Below are 16,442 nucleotides of genomic sequence, written 5' to 3' on the forward strand. Positions count from 1 at the left end.
GTTGCCGACGCGGCGCGCGGTGACCTTCGGTCAGACTCGGTACGACAGAACACACCTGACCAGGGACGTCCGGGGGGAAGATGCACTACCTGACCGCCACCGAGATGATCGAACTGCTGCGTACCAGGCAGGTCGGTGCGGTCGAGCTGCTCGACGCGCACCTGCGGCGGATCGAGGAGGTCAACCCGCAGGTCAACGCGATCGTCACGCTGGTGGCCGAGCGTGCCAGGCGGGAGGCGGAGGAGGCCGACCGGGACCTGGCCCGCGGCCGGTGGCGGGGGCCGCTGCACGGCCTGCCGGTCGCGCACAAGGACCTGGCCGACACCGCGGGGATCCGCACCACGTACGGCTCCCCGATCTTCGCCGACCACGTCCCCGACACCGACGCGCCGATCGTGCGGCGGATGCGCGAGGCCGGGGCGATCACGGTCGGCAAGACCAACACCCCGGAGTTCGGCACCGGCTCGCACACCGTGAACGAGATCTTCGGCGCCACCCGCAACCCCTACGACCTGTCGAGGTCGGCCGGGGGCAGCAGCGGCGGGGCCGCGGCGGCGCTGGCGACCGGCATGGTGGCGCTGGCCGACGGCTCCGACATGGGCGGCTCGCTGCGCAACCCGGCCTCCTTCTGCAACGTGGCGGGGCTGCGGCCCACCCCGGGGCGGGTCCCCTCCCCGTCGCCCGTCGCGGCCTGGTTCACCCTCGGCGTGCCTGGCCCCATGGCCCGTACCGCGGAGGACCTGGCGCTGATGATGAGCGCGGTGGCGGGGTTCGACGCCGCCTCCCCCCTGTCGATCATCGGGAGCGGCTCCGCCTTCGCCGGGCCGCTGGACCTCGACCTGACCGGGCTGCGCGTGGCCTGGAGCCCTGACCTGGGCGGGCTGCCGGTCGACGCGGAGACGGCCAAGGTCACCGCGGACGCCCCGGCCGCGCTCGCGGAGCTGGGCGCGCGGGTGGAGCGGGTGGATCTGGACCTGTCCGCCGCCGAGGACGCCTTCCGGATCTACCGCGCGTGGTACTACGCGCTGTCCTACGGCGACCTGCCGCCGGAGAGCCTGGGGGCGAACGTGCGCTGGAACGTCGAGCGGGGCCGCGAGGTGACCGGCGCCGACCTGGCCCGCGCGGAGCGGCTGCGCAGCGGGCTCTACCAGCGGATGAACTCCTTCTTCGACACCTACGACTTCCTGATCGCGCCGGTCAGCCAGGTGCCGCCGTTCCCGGTGGACGCCCCGTACGTCTCGGAGATCAACGGGGAGACGCTGCCCGACTACCTGGCGTGGATGCGCTCGGCCTACTGGGTCAGCGTGCTGCACGCCCCGGCGGCGTCGGTGCCGTGCGGGTTCACCCCCGGCGGGCTGCCGGTGGGCGTGCAGATCATCGGGCGTCCCTTCACCGACATGGCGGTGCTACGACTGGCCCACGCGTTCGAGCGCGCCACCGGCCACGGCTCGCGCAGGCCGCCCCTCTGAGACCCCGGCCCCCTCTGACTCCGGCGCGGCGCCTACCGGTCGCCGATCCGGCCGCTGATGTCATACGACGACAGCGGCCCGTAGGGGTCGTTCCCGCCGAACGGGCGGCGCAGCGGGGAGTCGCGGTAACCCGCGATGCCCTCCAGGGCGAAGAAGAGGCCGGCGGCCAGGGTCGGCCACGCGAACAGCACCCCCCGGGCGGTCAGCACCAGCGGTCCCGCGATCAGCGGCCTGGACGTCCCCGAGGCGGCGACGCTCACGGCCCCGAGGTTGACCGCCTCCCCGACCACCAGCGCCAGGTACGCGCCGCACAGGCCGCCCGCGGCCAGGCCCACCACCACCGGCAGCGGCCGGCCCCCGCGCGACACGCTGTAACCGACGGCTCCGCAGACGAGCCCGAGCGCGCCGGTGATCACGGCGAACCAGCCGTCGGCGGCGATCAGCGCCTGCGTGGAGGGGTCCGCCAGCAGCGGTCCCTGGCTCGTCGCGACGTACGGGGGGCGCGGCGCCGCCAGCGACCACAGGATCCCGGCGACGACCCCGGTCAGCGCGAGCACCAGCACGGTGATCACAAAGTCACGCACGCCGCGCACCATGGTTCCCTCACCCTCTGTGCAGATGTGCCCGATGTTACATAGCCCTCGGCCCGGCGCCATCCGAGGCTTCGACCGAATCCCGTTACTCTGGCGGGGTGAATGAAGAGGTATGGCTGATCGAACCCTCCGGGCCGCTGCGCGGTGATGTCGAGGTCCGCGGCTCCAAGAACGGCGTCTCCAAGCACATGGTCGCCGCGATGCTGGGCACCGGTGAGAGCACGATCCAGAACGCCCCGGACGTGGGCGAGGTGGGGATCACCGCTCAGATGCTGCGTGCGCTCGGCATCGACGTGGAGATCAGCGCCGGGGAGATCTCCGTCGCCCCTGGCAAGCAGATCAACCCGCACGTCCCCGCGGCGTTCACCGGTCTCAACAGGATCCCGATCCTGATGCTCGGCCCGCTGCTGCACCTGGCGGGCGAGGCGTTCGTGCCGCTGGTGGGCGGCGACCCGATCGGCCGCCGGCCCGTCGACTTCCACGTCGAGGCGCTGCGCGCGATGGGCGCCGAGGTCGAGGTGAGCGACACGGGGGTGTACGCCAAGGCCAAGCGGCTGCGCGGCACCCGGATCGAACTGCCCTACCCCAGCGTCGGAGCCACCGAGACGATCCTGATGTCGGCGGTGCTGGCCGAGGGCAAGACCGTGCTGAAGGGCGCGGCGATGGAGCCCGAGGTGGTGGAGCTCGCCCTGTTCCTGCAGCGCATGGGCGCCCGCATCGAGCTGAGCCCCGACCGGCGCATCGTGATCGAGGGCGTGGAGCACCTGCACGGCGCCTCCACCTGGCTCAACGGCGACCGCATCGAGGCGTTCTCCTACCTGGCGGCCGGTCTGATCACCGGCGGGCAGGTGCGGGTGCACGGCTGCCCGCAGGACCGGCTGGTGACCGCGATCACCACCCTGGCCAGGATGGGCGCCGAGGTCGACATCACCGACGACTACCTGTCGGCGTCCGCGCCGCACGGGCTGCGGGCCGCGGCGGTGCAGACCGACACGCACCCGGGGTTCATGACCGACTGGCAGACCCCCCTGATGGTGCTGTTCACGCAGGCCCAGGGCATGTCGGTGCTGCACGAGACGGTGTTCGAGAACCGCCTGGTCTACGTGCCCGCGCTGCAGAAGATGGGCTGCGAGATCGAGGTGTTCGACGTCTGCCTCGGCGGCCCCGCCTGCCGCTACCACGACACCAACGCCAAGCACTCGGCGGTCGTGCGCGGCGTGTCCAGGCTGAGCGGCGCCGACGTGACGCTGCCCGACATCCGGGCCGGGTTCTCGGCCGTGCTGGCCGCCGCCGCGGCCGAGGGCACCTCCACGCTGCGCGGGGTGCACCACATCGAGCGGGGCTACCACCGGCCGTTCGAGCAGTTCGCCTCGCTCGGGCTGAAGATCAGTCGAGAAAAGGTGCAGGACGGGTAAGGATTGGCAATCGGGTGTTTGTGGGTGATCACCCGGCCGCACGTTACTATGCGTGACATCGCGCCCAGAGGTGAGACGTGGTCCCGGCGCGTGCCTGCGCCGGCTGGTGGCCTGCGGGGTGTTCGGCGGGCTGCTGGCCGCCCTGGCCGCGCTGCCACTGGTCGGCACGGCCGGGCTCACCGTCAACAACGTCGCGAGGACCCTCACCGACCTGCCCCCGAGCCCCCGGGAGAACCCGCTCCCCCAGCGCACCGTGCTGCTGGACAGGAACGGCAAGCGGTTCGCCCAGTTCTACACGGAGAACCGGACGGTGGTGACGCTCGCCCAGGTCGCCCCCGTCATGCGTGACGCGATCGTGGCGATCGAGGACTCGCGTTTCTACGAGCACGCGGGCCTGGACGTCAAGGGCACCCTGCGTGCCCTGATCACCAACACCAAGGCGGGCGAGGTGCGGCAGGGCGGGTCCTCGCTCACCCAGCAGCTCGTGAAGAACATCCTGGTCGAGAACTCCGAGAGCGACACCGAGCGCGCCCAGGCCCGCGCACCCAGCATCCAGCGCAAGATCAACGAGCTGCGGTACGCGCTGGCGATGGAGCGCAAGTACAGCAAGGCCGAGATCCTGGAGCGCTACCTCAACATCGCCTACTTCGGCGCGGGCGCCTTCGGGGTGGAGGCCGCCGCCCAGCGGTTCTTCTCGGTCCCGGCCGCCCGGCTGACCCTGCCCCAGGCGGCGACGCTGGCCGGCGCGGTCCGCACGCCGTACGCCACCGACCCGTCGCTGGACGCCAAGCGCAGGGAGCGGCTGCGCGAGCGCAGGGACATCGTCCTGGACCGGATGGCCCAGCTGTCGTACGTCACCCCGGCGCGGGCCGAGGCCGCCAAGAGGCGCCCGCTGGCCATCCGCCTCAAGCCCGAACCCGGCGGCTGCGAGGGGAGCGTCTACCCCTACTTCTGCCTCTACGTGCACCGGGAGCTGCTGACCAACCCGGCCTTCGGCCACACCCGCGCGGAGCGGGAGCGCCGCCTGGCCAGGGGCGGCATCGTGCTGCGCACCACCCTGGCGCCGAAGGCGCAGCGGGCCGCGCAACGCGCCATCGCCGCGCGGGTCGGCAGGAAGGACACCGAGGTCGCGGCCGAGGCCATGATCCAGCCGGGCACCGGGCGGATCCGGGCCATGGCGGCGAGCAAGAGGTACGGCAGCAACAGCGGCGGCGGCAGCACCGGCAACAACACCGCCGGCACCAAAAGCGGCCCCGACACCACCTACAACCTGGTCGCCGACATGGCGCACGGCGGTGGCCAGGGCTTCCAGGCGGGCTCGACGTTCAAGGTGTTCACCCTGGCGACCGCGCTGGCCCAGGGCTGGCGGTTCGACCAGGGCTTCATGACGCCCGGCAGTTTCGTGCCCGACAGCGGTTTCACCGACTGCCGGGGCCGCAAGGTCAACGACCCCCGCGCGGAGATCTTCAACGCGAGCGGCGAGGGCAAGGGCGGCCCGCAGAGCCTGTCCACCGGCACCTGGAAGTCGGTGAACATCTTCTACATGATGCTGGAGCAGCGGGTGGGCCTGTGCCCGGTCGTCACGACCGCCAGGGCGATGGGCATCGCCCGCGCCGACGGCACCCCGCTGCGGGAGGTGCCGACCTTCACCCTCGGCGTGAACGAGATGGACCCGGTGACCGTGGCGGCCGCGTTCGCCGCGTTCGGGGCGCGGGGCCGCTACTGCCGCCCGATGGCCATCGTCGAGATCGTCGAGCGGGACGGCAGGCGCTTCAAGATCCCGCCCAGCTGCTCGCGGGCGATCGAGCGCGACGTGGCCGACGCGGTCAACCACCTCCTGGCAGGGGTGTTCACCAAGGGCACCATGACCGGCCAGAGCATCGGCCGCCCGGCCGCGGGCAAGACGGGCACCAACAACGGCTACACGTCGGCCTGGTTCGCCGGCTACACCCCTGACCTGGCCGCGGCGGTCAGCGTGGGCGACATCCGGGGCTCCTACCGCTACCCGCTGACCAACGTCGAGATCGGCGACGAGTACTTCGGCGCGGTCCAGGGGGCCTCCCTGCCGGGACCGATCTGGGTCTCGTCGATGTCGGCGGCTCTCGACGGTACGCGCGAGACCCGCTTCCACCACCCCGACATGGGCCGGTTCGGCGGCGGGTTCACCCCCGGCATGGAGGAGGCCCTGGCCAGGGAACGCGAGGAGGAGGGCGAGGACGGCGAGGGCCGCGAGGACGGCAGGCGTCGCGGCGCCCGAGGGGAACGCGAGGACCGCGACGCCCGAGGGGATCACGGCGCCCGGGGGGACCGCGGACGCCGCTTCCGCGAGGAGCGCACGTACCGGGAGGAGCGCCGGTATCGCGACAACGGCGCGCACCGCCGGTACCGCGCCCCCCGCCGGGGGTTCCGGTAGCGATGAGGAGATTTCCCACGGACACCTCTGACCTGCGGTGACGGAGATCGTCAGCCGCGAGTCGCCGCCGCGGACGGGCCGCACAGCGCCCTGATGCCCCGGCTCCGCCACCTCGAACCGTCCGGCACGCCCTAACGGACGAGCGGGATGCGGAGCACGAAGCAGGCGCCGCCCTCGGTCACGTCCTCGACGTGCAGGCTGCCCCGGTGGGCCTGGGCGATGTCGCGGGCGATGGCCAGGCCCAGGCCGGTGCCTCCGCGGCCGCGGCTGCGGGCGGTGTCCAGGCGGACGAATCGCTGGAACACGCGCTCGCGGTCGGCGGGGGCGATTCCCTTCCCGTCGTCGGCCACCGCCAGCTCCGCGTGGCCGCCCGCGCGGCGCAGGTCGACCTGCAGTCTGCGGGTGGCGTGACGCCGGGCGTTGTCCAGCAGGTTGGCGAGCAAACGGGCGAGCTGCCAGGGCGCGGCTTCCACGGTCACCGCCGGCTCGACGTTGAGCCGTACGTCATGACCGTCGGCCCACCGGGCCGCCGCCGTCTCGACCAGGGCGGTCAGATCCACTTCCTCCCGCGTTCTGTCGAGGTCGGACTCGATCGTGGACAGCAGGAGCAGGTCGTCGACGATGCTCTCCAACCGGTCAAGGTCGTTCGTCACGTGGTTCAGCAGGTCGGGCAGGCAGATGTCGTCCGGGTGCAGCTGCGCCGCCTCGACTTGCACGCGCAGCGCGGCGAGCGGCGTACGCAGCTCGTGTGAGGCGTCGGCGGCGAACTGACGTTGCCGGGCCAGCACGTGCTCCGTGTGCGTTCTGGCCTCCCTGACCTGCTCGTCCAGCTTCCGCAGCTTCGTGGAGCGTGCGCAGAGCCGCGTCTCCATCGGCTCCACCGGCTCCACCGCCTTCTCGCCCGAGTCCGGTCCGAGCCCGGGCGAACCCGCACGCGGGGGTTGTCGGCCGAGGTCGGTCACCTCCTGCGTGCGGTGGACGAACAGCACCACCGCTCCGCCCGGGCCGAGGACGGAAGAGTCGATCATGTTCCCGTACCGGCTCCGGGGCGCGCCGCCGGAGGGCACCGCGGTGTACTTCCGCGGGACCGCCTCGGCGGCCGCACGAACCTGGTCCAGCGACGCTTCGAGGTGCTGCAGCGCGCACCGGTAACCGGGATCGGTGCGGTCCTGGGGAAACGGGTCGGACACATGCCGGCCCAGCACGTCCTCCCGCCGGCGTCCGCAGAGGTCGAGATAGGTCTGGTTGACGGCCACGATGATCATATCCGGTGTCATGACCAGGCAGGGGCCGGAAACGGCCGTGAACAGGGCGGCGACGTTGATGTCGTGTGCCATCAGAGTCCTCTTCCGACGCTCGGTGAGCTCATGGATCCAGCGGTGTGCCCACCGGGGCAACCGAACCTGCCAGGGGCAGTCGCAGCACGAAGCACGCGCCGCCGGTCTCGGCCTCCCGGACATGCAGGCTGCCGATGTGGGCCTGGGCGATGTCGCGGGCGATGGCCAGACCCAGCCCGGTGCCGGTGTGGTCGAGCCGGCGCGCGGCCTGCAGGCGGGTGAAGCGCTGGAAGATGTGTTCCCGTTCGGATTCCGCGACTCCTTCGCCGTCGTCGGTGACCGTCAGCTCGGCGCTGTCGCCGTCGCGGCTCACCCGGACCTCGATCATTTGGTGGGCGTGCCGCTGGGCGTTGTCCAGCAGGTTGGTGAGCACCCGGCTGATCCGGATCGGGATGGCCACAACGGTCACCCCGGTTTCCAGCCGGTGCCGGACCGCGATGCAGTCGGTCCTGCGGCCGATCTCGTCATGGACGAGTTCGGCGAGATCGACCTGCTGCGGCTCGCTGGGCGGGCCGGCCTCCATCTCGGCGAGGATGCGCATGTCGGTGATGATCGCGTTCAGCCGCTCGACGTTCCTCAGCGCGTTGGCGAGCAGGTCGCAGAGGTCGGTCTCGCCGGGATGCAGGCGGGCCTCCTCCAACTCCGTGCGCAGACCCGCGATCGTCGTGCGTAGCTCGTGCGAGGCGTCGGACGCGAAACGCTGCTTTTTCTGCAGTTCACGCTGAAGCTCGCGCACCATGTCCGAGGGGATCCGAATCGTCTGCGCAATCCGGCCTTCACCAGCCTGGAGGGGAGCCCCGCGGTCGAAACGGGGTCCTGAGTGTGCTGTCAAGACACAGACTTCCTTTCATGCGATTTCGTGGGGGATATGCGATTTGGTGGGGGATATCGGCCGATGGCCGTCGCGGGGCAGACCCGGCACACCGTTGACGGCGATGTCCGGTGGGGCGGCCACCGCCCGGGGCCCTGCACGGCGAGCCTCGTCATGGCATGGACCCGATCACGCCGGTCCCGCGGACCACAGACGTTCGTGGCGAACCTCTGTCCCCCGGACACGCGTTGCCGTCCGTCATGAGTCATGACAGCGCAGGTCATCGTCCTGTGACAGGTACGCGAACAATCGTGGCGGCGGGTGGCTCCGTCAGACGGTGATCGGCCTCGGCCGGTCCCTGAGGCTCGCCGTCCGCACCGTGCCCTCGGACGGTGAAAGCCACGGCACACCGCGCCCGCCGTCCGTCATCGGTGAGTAACGCCTTCTGCAAGGGCCGGCCCGGCCACACCTCGACGCGGGCCGCGCGGACGGCGCGGACGGCGCGGGCACTGGAAACTTTCCGCGGGATCTGTCACAGGCCGGAAGGCCGTCCTGTCCTAGCTGGGGACCGAGGGCGAGCAAGCGCCCCGGCGGACAGGAAGGTTCAGCATGAGGATCGTGGTAATCGGCGGGACCGGTCTCATCGGGTCGAAGCTCGTGACGAAGCTGAGGGAGCACGGTCACGAGGCGGTGGCGGCGGCGCCGAACACCGGAGTCAACGCCTTCACCGGCGAAGGGCTGGCCGAGGTGCTGAAGGGCGCGCAGGTGGTGATCGACGTGTCGAACTCCCCCTCCTTCGAGGAAACCGCCGTGATGGAGTTCTTCACCACCTCCACCCGCAACCTGCTCGCCGCGGAGGCGGAGGCCGGTGTCGGCCACCATGTCGCGCTGTCGGTGGTGGGTACGGAGCGGCCGCCGGGGAACGCCTACTTCCGAGCGAAGATCGCCCAGGAGAAGCTGATCTCGGAGTCGTCGATCCCTTTCTCGCTCGTGCACGCGACCCAGTTCTTCGAGTTCGTCCGGCGCATCGCCGACGAGGCCACGGACGGCGACCAGGTGCGGATGGCCCCCGTGCTCTTCCAGCCCATGGCGGGCGATGACGTCGCCCAGGCGGTCGGCCGGGTCGCGGTGGGATCGCCGCTGAACGGCATGGTGGAAGTCGGCGGGCCCGAGCGGTTCCGGATGGACGAGTTCTTCCGGGAGGCCCTGGCCACCTGGGGCGACCCGCGCGAGGTGGTCACCGACCCGCGGGCGCACTACTTCGGCAGCGTGCCGGGCGAGCGCACGCTGGTGCCCGATGACGGCGCCTCCCTGGGGCGGATCCGCTACCGCGACTGGCTCGACCGGCACGCCACCGGGAAGTAGACCGACGAAAGGCGGCTCCATGCCCACGTTGAGATCAACCGCCTGACAGGCGGCGCTCACCGTGCCGCAGGGGGCGGAACCACGCCGTCCGGCGCCCGCACGGCCACCGGCCGCCCGCCCTCCGGGTGAGGACGCGGACCCGCGGGCTCTCAGGCCCCGAGGCAGGCGGGGCCGAGGAGCTGCTTCAGGTCGCCCATCAGGGCCGGGGACGGCGACACCCGCAGGCGGTCGTCGAGGCGCACGATCGTGGTCTTCGGGCCGTTGTGGACCTGCAGGTGCACCTCGGTGGTACCGGGGTGCGCGGTCAGCACCTCCTTGAGGCGGCCGACCACCGGCGGGGTGCAGCGGGCCAGGGCGAGGCTGACGGCCAGCGGGCCTCCGGCCTCGCGGGTCAGGTCGGGGGCCGTCACCTCCATCGCGATGATCTTCCCGACGTCCTCGCGCTTGTCCAGGCGCCCCTTGACGAACACGATCGCGTCCTCGGCGAGCACCGTCGCGCAGAGCTGGTACGCGGACGGGAAGATCATCACCTCGATCGCGCCCTCCAGGTCCTCCAGCTGGGTCAGGACCCAGGTGTCGCCCTTCTTGGTGACCTTGCGCTGCAGGCCGCTCAGGATGCCGCCGACGGTGACGACCTGGCCGTCGGTACGGTGCTCGTCCTGCAGCGAGGCGATCGAGCAGTCGGCGCCGGAGGCGAGGATGTGCTCCACGCCGAAGAGCGGGTGGTCGGAGACGTACAGGCCGAGCATCTCCCGCTCGAACTGCAGCAGGGTGTTCTTGTCCCACTCGCCCAGCGGGATCTGCACGTCGAAGGTCTCGTCCTCGGCGCCCTCGACGGCGCCGAACAGGGAGTCCTGTCCCTGGGCCTCGTTCTTCTTGATCCCGATGATGCTGTCGACGGCCTGCTCGTGGATCATCACCAGGCCCTTGCGCACGTGCCCGAAGGAGTCGAAGGCACCGGCCTTGACCAGCGACTCGATGACCCGCTTGTTGCAGACCACCATGGGAACCTTGCGCAGGAAGTCCTTGAAGTCGGCGAAGCGGGTCTTCTCCTTGCGCGCGGCGATGATCCCGTCGACCACGTTGCCGCCGACGTTGCGGATCGCCGACAGGCCGAACCGGACGTCGGTGCCGCGCGGGGTGAAGTCGAAGTCGGAGTCGTTGACGTCCGGCGGGAGCACCTTGATGCCCATGCGGCGGCACTCGTTGAGGTAGAGGGCCGACTTGTCCTTGTCGTCCTTGACCGAGGTCAGCAGGGCGGCCATGTACTCGGCCGGGTAGTTGGCCTTGAGATAGCCGGTCCAGTAGCAGACCAGGCCGTAGGCGGCGGTGTGCGCCTTGTTGAAGGCGTAGTCGGAGAAGGGCAGCAGGATGTCCCACAGGGCCTTGATCGCGGCGGCCGAGTAGCCGTTGTCCTTCATGCCCTGCTCGAAGAACTCGTACTGCTTGTCCAGCTCCGACTTCTTCTTCTTGCCCATCGCGCGGCGCAGCAGGTCGGCCTTGCCGAGCGAGAACCCGGCGACCTTCTGCGCGATGGCCATGACCTGCTCCTGGTAGACGATCAGGCCGTAGGTCGTGTCGAGGATCTCCTTGAGCGGTTCCTCCAGCTCGGGATGGATCGGGGTGATCTCCTGCTGGCCGTTCTTGCGCATCGCGTAGTTGGTGTGGGAGTTGGCGCCCATCGGACCCGGCCGGTACAGCGCGAGCGCCGCCGAGATGTCCTCGAAGTTGTCGGGACGCATCAGCCGCAGCAGCGAGCGCATGCCGCCGCCGTCGACCTGGAACACGCCGAGCGTGTCACCCCTGGCCAGCAGCTCGTAGGTCTTGACGTCGTCCAGGGGCAGGTCGAGCAGATCGATCTTGGTGCCGGTGTTGACCTCGATGGCCTTCAGGCAGTCGTCGATGATCGTGAGGTTGCGCAGGCCCAGGAAGTCCATCTTGAGCAGGCCGAGCGTCTCGCAGGTCGGATAGTCGAACTGCGTGATGATCACACCGTCGGAGTCGCGGCGCATGATCGGGATGTAGTCGGTCAGCACCTCCGAGGACATGATCACGCCGGCGGCGTGCACACCGGTCTGCCGGATCAGGCCCTCCAGGCCCCTGCCGAGGTCGATGGCCGACTTGACGTCGACGTCCTCCTCGTACAGCCTGCGCAGCTCGCCCGCCTCGTTGTAGCGCGGGTGGTCCTTGTCGAAGATGCCCGACAGCGGGATGTCCTTGCCCATCACCGCGGGCGGGAACGCCTTGGAGACCTTGTCGCCCAGCGCGTACGGGTGCCCGAGGACGCGGGCCGCGTCCTTGATGGCAGCCTTCGCCTTGATGGTGCCGAAGGTGGCGATCATGGCGACCTTGTCGGCGCCGTACTTCTCGGTCACGTAGCGAATCACGTCGCCGCGCCGGCGCTCGTCGAAGTCGATGTCGACGTCGGGCATGGAGACGCGGTCGGGGTTGAGGAACCGCTCGAAGATCAGGCCGTGCGGCAGCGGGTCGAGGTCGGTGATGCCCAGCGCGTACGCGGCCAGCGAGCCCGCCGCCGAACCGCGGCCAGGTCCGACCCGGATGCCGTTGTTCTTGGCCCACATGATGAAGTCGGCGACCACGAGGAAGTAGGAGGGGAACCCCATCTGCAGGATGACGTTCATCTCGAACTCGATCTGGGCGCGGTGCTCCTCGTCGACGCCCTCGGGGAAGCGCCGCTCCATGCCCCGCCAGATCTCCTTGCGGAACCAGCTCTCCTCGGTCTCCCCCTCGGGGATCGGGAAGGTCGGCATCAGGTTCTTGAAGCCGAACATGCCGGTCGGGTCGACCTTCTCGGCGACCAGCAGCGTGTTGCGGCAGCCCTCGGCCCACAGGTCGGAGGAGTCGACGGCGCGCATCTCGTCGGCGTTCTTGATGTAGTAACCGCTGCCGTCGAAGCGGAAGCGGTCGGGGTCGGACAGCTGCTTGCCGGTCTGGATGCACAGGAGCGCGTCGTGCGAGGTCGCGTCCGACTCGTAGGTGTAGTGGGAGTCGTTGGTGACCAGCGGCGGGATGTCCAGCTCGCGCGAGATGCGGGTCAGGCCGTCGCGGACCCGGCGCTCGATGTCGAGCCCGTGATCCATGATCTCCAGGTAGTAGTTGTCCTTGCCGAACAGGTCCTGGAACCTGGCCGCCGCCGCGACCGCCTCGTCGTACTGGCCCAGGCGCAGGCGGGTCTGCACCTCGCCCGACGGGCAGCCGGTGGTGGCCATCAGGCCCTCGGAGTGCTCGGCGAGGATCTCGGCGTCCATCCGGGCCCACTTGCGGACGAAGCCCTCGGTGTAGGCGCGCGAGGAGAGCTTCATCAGGTTGCCCAGGCCCGTGGCGTTCTTCGCCCAGATGGTCATGTGGGTGTAGTAGCCACCCGCCGAGACGTCGTCGCGCTTCTGGTGCGGCTCGCCCCACAGCACCGGCTTCTTCTGGTGCCGGGAGGCGGGGGCGACGTAGGCCTCGATGCCGATGATCGGCTTGATCCCGGCACCGGTCGCCTGCTTGTAGAAGTCGTAGGCGCCGTGCATGTTGCCGTGGTCGGTGATCGCGATGGCCGGCATGCCCAGGTCACCGACCTGTTTGAACATCTGCTTCAAACGGGCGGCTCCATCCAGCATGGAGTATTCCGTGTGAACGTGCAGATGCACAAACGAGTCTGACATGCGGCCCCGTCCTCCCCTAGTCGCACCGTCGGCGGGGAAAGCGTATCCAAATCTGAGTTTCGAAAGTGACTCATGCGCTCCGGGTCGCCTCTCCCCCGGCGGCGCCCCGGACGCTCCCGGCGCGAGGCCTACCCTTGACTCACAGTACGGGTAACGATATATGTCGCCCATGGCGCTACGCGAGCAGAGCTACCTGATCCTGCTGGCCCTGTCCGAGGGCCCGCTGCACGGATACGGCGTGATCAAGACGGTGCGCGAGCTGTCGGAGGACCGCGTGCGGCTCGGCGCGGGCACCCTCTACGGCGCCCTGGAGCGCCTGTCGGGCGAGGGCCTGATCGGCGTCGTCAAGGAGGAGGTCGTCGACGGCCGCCACCGGCGCTACTACGACCTCAGGGGCGAGGGCCGCACGGTCCTGGCCGAGGAGACCGCCCGGCTGACCCGCCTCGCCGCCACGGCCCGGCGCCGGCTCGACCTCCTGCCGGGCGCCCTGTGACCCGGATGACCGGATGACCCCGATGATCCCGGTGACCCGTTCCGGCTCAGACCGGTCGATGGTTCGACACTGTCACGATCGGCCCCCCGGAGCGGGCCCGTTGAACGTAAAGTGGCAGGTCATGCGGCCGATTCTCGATCATCTTCCCGACATCCGCCACGTACTGGACATCAGATCTCAGGATGTGGACTTTTCTCCGGCGGGTGAGTCGATCACTTTACCGGGCTATGAGAGTATTCGGGGGTTCAGAAGGAGGTAAGCCGGTTGATGGCCGAAGCACAGCCCGAGGGGCGCCGTGTCGCCTCCCGCTACCAGCTGCTCGAAGCCATCGGCCGGGGTGGCATGGGCATCGTGTGGCGGGCCCATGACGAGCTCCTCGACCGTGAGGTCGCGATCAAGGAGGTCCGTTACGCCGACATGCTCGGCGAGGACAACCAGGAGGACTTCAACCGGCGCACCAAGCGCGAGGCGCGTGCCGCGGGGCGCCTGACGCACCCGAACGTGGTGGTCGTCCACGACGTCGTCGAGGAGGACGGGCGTCCCTGGATCGTCATGCAGCTGGTCGAGTCGCGCTCCCTCGGCAAGGTGCTGCGCCAGGACGGGCCGCTGCCGCCGCAGCGGGTCGCGGAGATCGGCCTCAAGCTGCTGGAGGCGCTGCGCGCCGCCCACGCCCAGGGAGTTCTGCACCGCGACGTCAAGCCGGAGAACGTGCTGCTGGCCGACGACGGCCGGGTGGTGCTGACCGACTTCGGCATCGCGACCCTCGAGGCCGAGACCGCGCTGACCATGACCGGCATCGCGGGCACCCCCGCGTTCATCCCGCCGGAACGCATCAAGGGCGGCAGCGCGCAGCGCGAGTCCGACCTGTGGTCGCTCGGCGCGACCCTGTACGCCGCCGTCGAGGGCAAGCCGCCGCACGACCGGGGCGGGGCGCTGCCGACCATGCACGCCATCCTGAACGACGAGCCCGAGCCCCCGCTCCACGCCGGGCCGCTGGCCCCGGTCCTCGAAGGGCTGCTCCGCAAGGACCCGGCGCTGCGCATGCCCTACAAGGAGGCCGAGCGGCTGCTGCGCAGGGTCGCCGAGGGCGAGGGCGACCGGGACCGGCCCGCCAGGACCGCCGTCATGCCGGCCGTGAACCCGGCGGACGAGACCGACCCCGGGATCGGCCTCCAGCCCGGCGCCGTCCCCGAGACGGGCGCGAAGCTGGACGCCGCACGCCCGGGTGCGAAGAAGGAAGCCTCTTCCCCGCCCGCGCGCCGCGAGGAGCAGGAGCAGCGGAAGGCCGCCGCGAAGGCGCCCGCCGCGGACGCACGGCGGCAGCCCGCCTCCGCGGCGGCCGGTTCCGGGGCGGCCGGTTCCGGGGAGAAGGCCGCGCCGGCACCGGCGAAGGACGCACCCGCCGCGAAGGGCGGCCAGGCTTCCGAAGCCGCGGCCGAAGCCGGCTCCCCCGTCCCGGATGCCGGGGCGGGCTCACCGGGTTCCGAGGCGGGAGCGGGTTCATCGGGCTCCGAGGCGGGAGCGGGCTCGAAGGCGAGCCGTCCCGCCGGCAAGGGCGCGCCCGTACCCCCTGCGGCCCCCGCCGAGGCCGCACCGCCGATCCTGTCCAGGTTCGCCCCCAAGCCGAGGCCCGCCACCACTCCGAAGCCCGAACCCACCCCGGAACCCGAGCCCGGCCCCAGGCCCGGGGCGGCGGCCGCGTCCCCGGCGTCCCCGGCGTCCCCGGTCCTGCCCAGGTTCGCCCCCAAGCCGAGGCCCGCCACCGACCCGAAGCCCGAACCCGCCGCCGGCGTCGCGCCGGCCCGCGAGGCGAAGCCGGGCACGGCGTCCTCCGCGTCCCCCGGCGCGGCGGCTCCCGGCTCCACGGCCGGGAAGAAGCCCGCACCCCGGGCGAGCCGCGAGGACGCCCCGCCGGCCGGGGAGCCGGGAGCCGCGCGCCAGAAGCCCGCCGCGCGCCCCAACCCCTTCCCGCCCGTCGGGCGCGAGCCCGCGCCGAGGCCGGAGCCCGCCGCGGCGCCCGTCTCCGCCTCCAGGGCCGAGCCCGCTCCGTGGGAGGAGCCCTCGCCCGCCTACGCCGGGAACCACGACACGCTCGCCTCGCGAGAGTCGGGCGGCTCCCCGGTGAGGCGGGGGCTGCTGGTGCTGCTGCCCGCGCTGCTCGTCGTCGGCGGGATCGCCGGCTGGCTCGGCCTGCGCAGCGGCGACGGCGACGAGACCCCGCAGGCCAGGCCGGGCGATCCGAGCGCGTCCAGCGCGTCGGACGCCCCGAGCGGCACCGCCGAGACGACCGCGGAGGGCTCGCCGGATCCGGAGACGTCGCCGCCGTCCTCCTCGGCGTCCCCGTCGGAGTCTCCCTCGTCCAGCCCGAGCCCCACCAAGACGGAGGAGAAGTCCCCCCTCCCCTCCGGCTGGAAGATGCACAAGGACAGCAACGGCTTCTCGATCGGCCTGCCCAAGGGGTGGGCCATGGAGAAACGGCCCGGCAAGCAGGTGTGGTTCCGCGGTCCCGACCGGACGAGCTTCGTCTTCGTCGAGTACGTCGACAAGGCGGGCCCCGACCCGAAGAAGGACTGGGAGAACCAGGAGAGGGTCGTCCGGGGCAACTTCTCCGGCTACCAGCGGGTCCGGATCGCGAACGTCAAGTACATGGAGAAGGCCGCCGACTGGGAGTTCACCTGGAACACCAGCTCGGGCAAGGCCCGCGTGATCAACCGGGGGTTCGTCACCAAGGGCGGCCGGGGGTATGCGATTTACTGGCATACCCTGGCCAAGGACTGGAAGAAGAACATGCACCTCTTCGAGGGGTTCACCGCGACCTTCTCCTCGAAAAAGTGAGCGGGAGCCCTACCGCCCGCGGTCAGTGAGCTTGGGAGGG

The 16,442-nt window shown here is 70.9% G+C and carries 10 protein-coding genes; 6 read left to right on the forward strand and 4 right to left on the reverse strand.

The features are described from left to right. The first annotated feature begins 80 nt into the window (after positions 1-80). A complete protein-coding gene (locus tag ACTOQ1_RS05935; RefSeq protein WP_440065027.1) occupies positions 81-1,469 on the forward strand; it encodes an amidase in 1,389 nt (462 codons plus the stop codon). Between the two features lie 32 nt (positions 1,470-1,501). Here ACTOQ1_RS05935 and ACTOQ1_RS05940 read toward each other — a convergent pair whose 3' ends face one another. Next, positions 1,502-2,053: a hypothetical protein gene (locus tag ACTOQ1_RS05940; protein ID WP_440065028.1), complete on the reverse strand. Its 552-nt coding sequence runs from the start codon at positions 2,051-2,053 to the stop codon at positions 1,502-1,504. 107 nt (positions 2,054-2,160) lie between these two features. Here ACTOQ1_RS05940 and murA point away from each other — a divergent pair, with 107 nt between their 5' ends. Continuing rightward, on the forward strand, positions 2,161-3,477 hold the full coding sequence (gene murA / locus ACTOQ1_RS05945) for a UDP-N-acetylglucosamine 1-carboxyvinyltransferase (protein ID WP_440065030.1): 1,317 nt from the start codon (positions 2,161-2,163) through the stop codon (positions 3,475-3,477). 52 nt (positions 3,478-3,529) lie between these two features. Beyond that, a complete protein-coding gene (locus ACTOQ1_RS05950) occupies positions 3,530-5,890 on the forward strand; it encodes a transglycosylase domain-containing protein (protein WP_440065031.1) in 2,361 nt (786 codons plus the stop codon). Positions 5,891-6,021: 131 nt separating this feature from the next. Here ACTOQ1_RS05950 and ACTOQ1_RS05955 read toward each other — a convergent pair whose 3' ends face one another. Continuing rightward, positions 6,022-7,227: an ATP-binding protein gene (locus ACTOQ1_RS05955; RefSeq protein ID WP_440065032.1), complete on the reverse strand. Its 1,206-nt coding sequence runs from the start codon at positions 7,225-7,227 to the stop codon at positions 6,022-6,024. A 28-nt stretch (positions 7,228-7,255) separates the two neighbouring features. Then, positions 7,256-7,966 (reverse strand): sensor histidine kinase, encoded by a 711-nt coding sequence (locus tag ACTOQ1_RS05960; protein ID WP_440065033.1) that lies wholly within the window; start codon positions 7,964-7,966, stop codon positions 7,256-7,258. A gap of 681 nt (positions 7,967-8,647) precedes the next feature. On the opposite strand from ACTOQ1_RS05960, the gene ACTOQ1_RS05965 reads away from it, so the two are divergent. Then, complete coding sequence (locus ACTOQ1_RS05965) at positions 8,648-9,403, forward strand: SDR family oxidoreductase (protein WP_440065034.1); 756 nt, start codon at positions 8,648-8,650, stop codon at positions 9,401-9,403. Positions 9,404-9,552: 149 nt separating this feature from the next. Here ACTOQ1_RS05965 and dnaE read toward each other — a convergent pair whose 3' ends face one another. Continuing rightward, complete coding sequence (gene dnaE / locus ACTOQ1_RS05970; RefSeq protein ID WP_440065035.1) at positions 9,553-13,074, reverse strand: DNA polymerase III subunit alpha; 3,522 nt, start codon at positions 13,072-13,074, stop codon at positions 9,553-9,555. A 169-nt stretch (positions 13,075-13,243) separates the two neighbouring features. Here dnaE and ACTOQ1_RS05975 point away from each other — a divergent pair, with 169 nt between their 5' ends. Both ACTOQ1_RS05975 and ACTOQ1_RS05980 read left to right on the forward strand, forming a co-directional pair. Further along, positions 13,244-13,567, forward strand: coding sequence for a PadR family transcriptional regulator (locus ACTOQ1_RS05975; RefSeq protein ID WP_440065036.1), 324 nt, complete (start codon positions 13,244-13,246; stop codon positions 13,565-13,567). A 267-nt stretch (positions 13,568-13,834) separates the two neighbouring features. Then, positions 13,835-16,402: a protein kinase domain-containing protein gene (locus ACTOQ1_RS05980; protein WP_440065038.1), complete on the forward strand. Its 2,568-nt coding sequence runs from the start codon at positions 13,835-13,837 to the stop codon at positions 16,400-16,402. Positions 16,403-16,442: the final 40 nt, after the last annotated feature.

Origin of the sequence: Streptosporangium sp. OZ121, assembly GCF_051918885.1 — a bacterium.
Classification (GTDB): domain Bacteria; phylum Actinomycetota; class Actinomycetes; order Streptosporangiales; family Streptosporangiaceae; genus Streptosporangium.

Coding starts and splice junctions, on each gene's coding strand:
- dnaE (WP_440065035.1), bottom strand. CDS start 13,074: ATGTCAGACTCGTTTGTGCATCTGCACGTTCACACGGAATACTCCATG.
- ACTOQ1_RS05960 (WP_440065033.1), bottom strand. CDS start 7,966: ATGGTGCGCGAGCTTCAGCGTGAACTGCAGAAAAAGCAGCGTTTCGCG.
- ACTOQ1_RS05955 (WP_440065032.1), bottom strand. CDS start 7,227: ATGGCACACGACATCAACGTCGCCGCCCTGTTCACGGCCGTTTCCGGC.
- ACTOQ1_RS05980 (WP_440065038.1), top strand. CDS start 13,835: ATGGCCGAAGCACAGCCCGAGGGGCGCCGTGTCGCCTCCCGCTACCAG.
- ACTOQ1_RS05975 (WP_440065036.1), top strand. CDS start 13,244: ATGGCGCTACGCGAGCAGAGCTACCTGATCCTGCTGGCCCTGTCCGAG.
- ACTOQ1_RS05935 (WP_440065027.1), top strand. CDS start 81: ATGCACTACCTGACCGCCACCGAGATGATCGAACTGCTGCGTACCAGG.
- ACTOQ1_RS05965 (WP_440065034.1), top strand. CDS start 8,648: ATGAGGATCGTGGTAATCGGCGGGACCGGTCTCATCGGGTCGAAGCTC.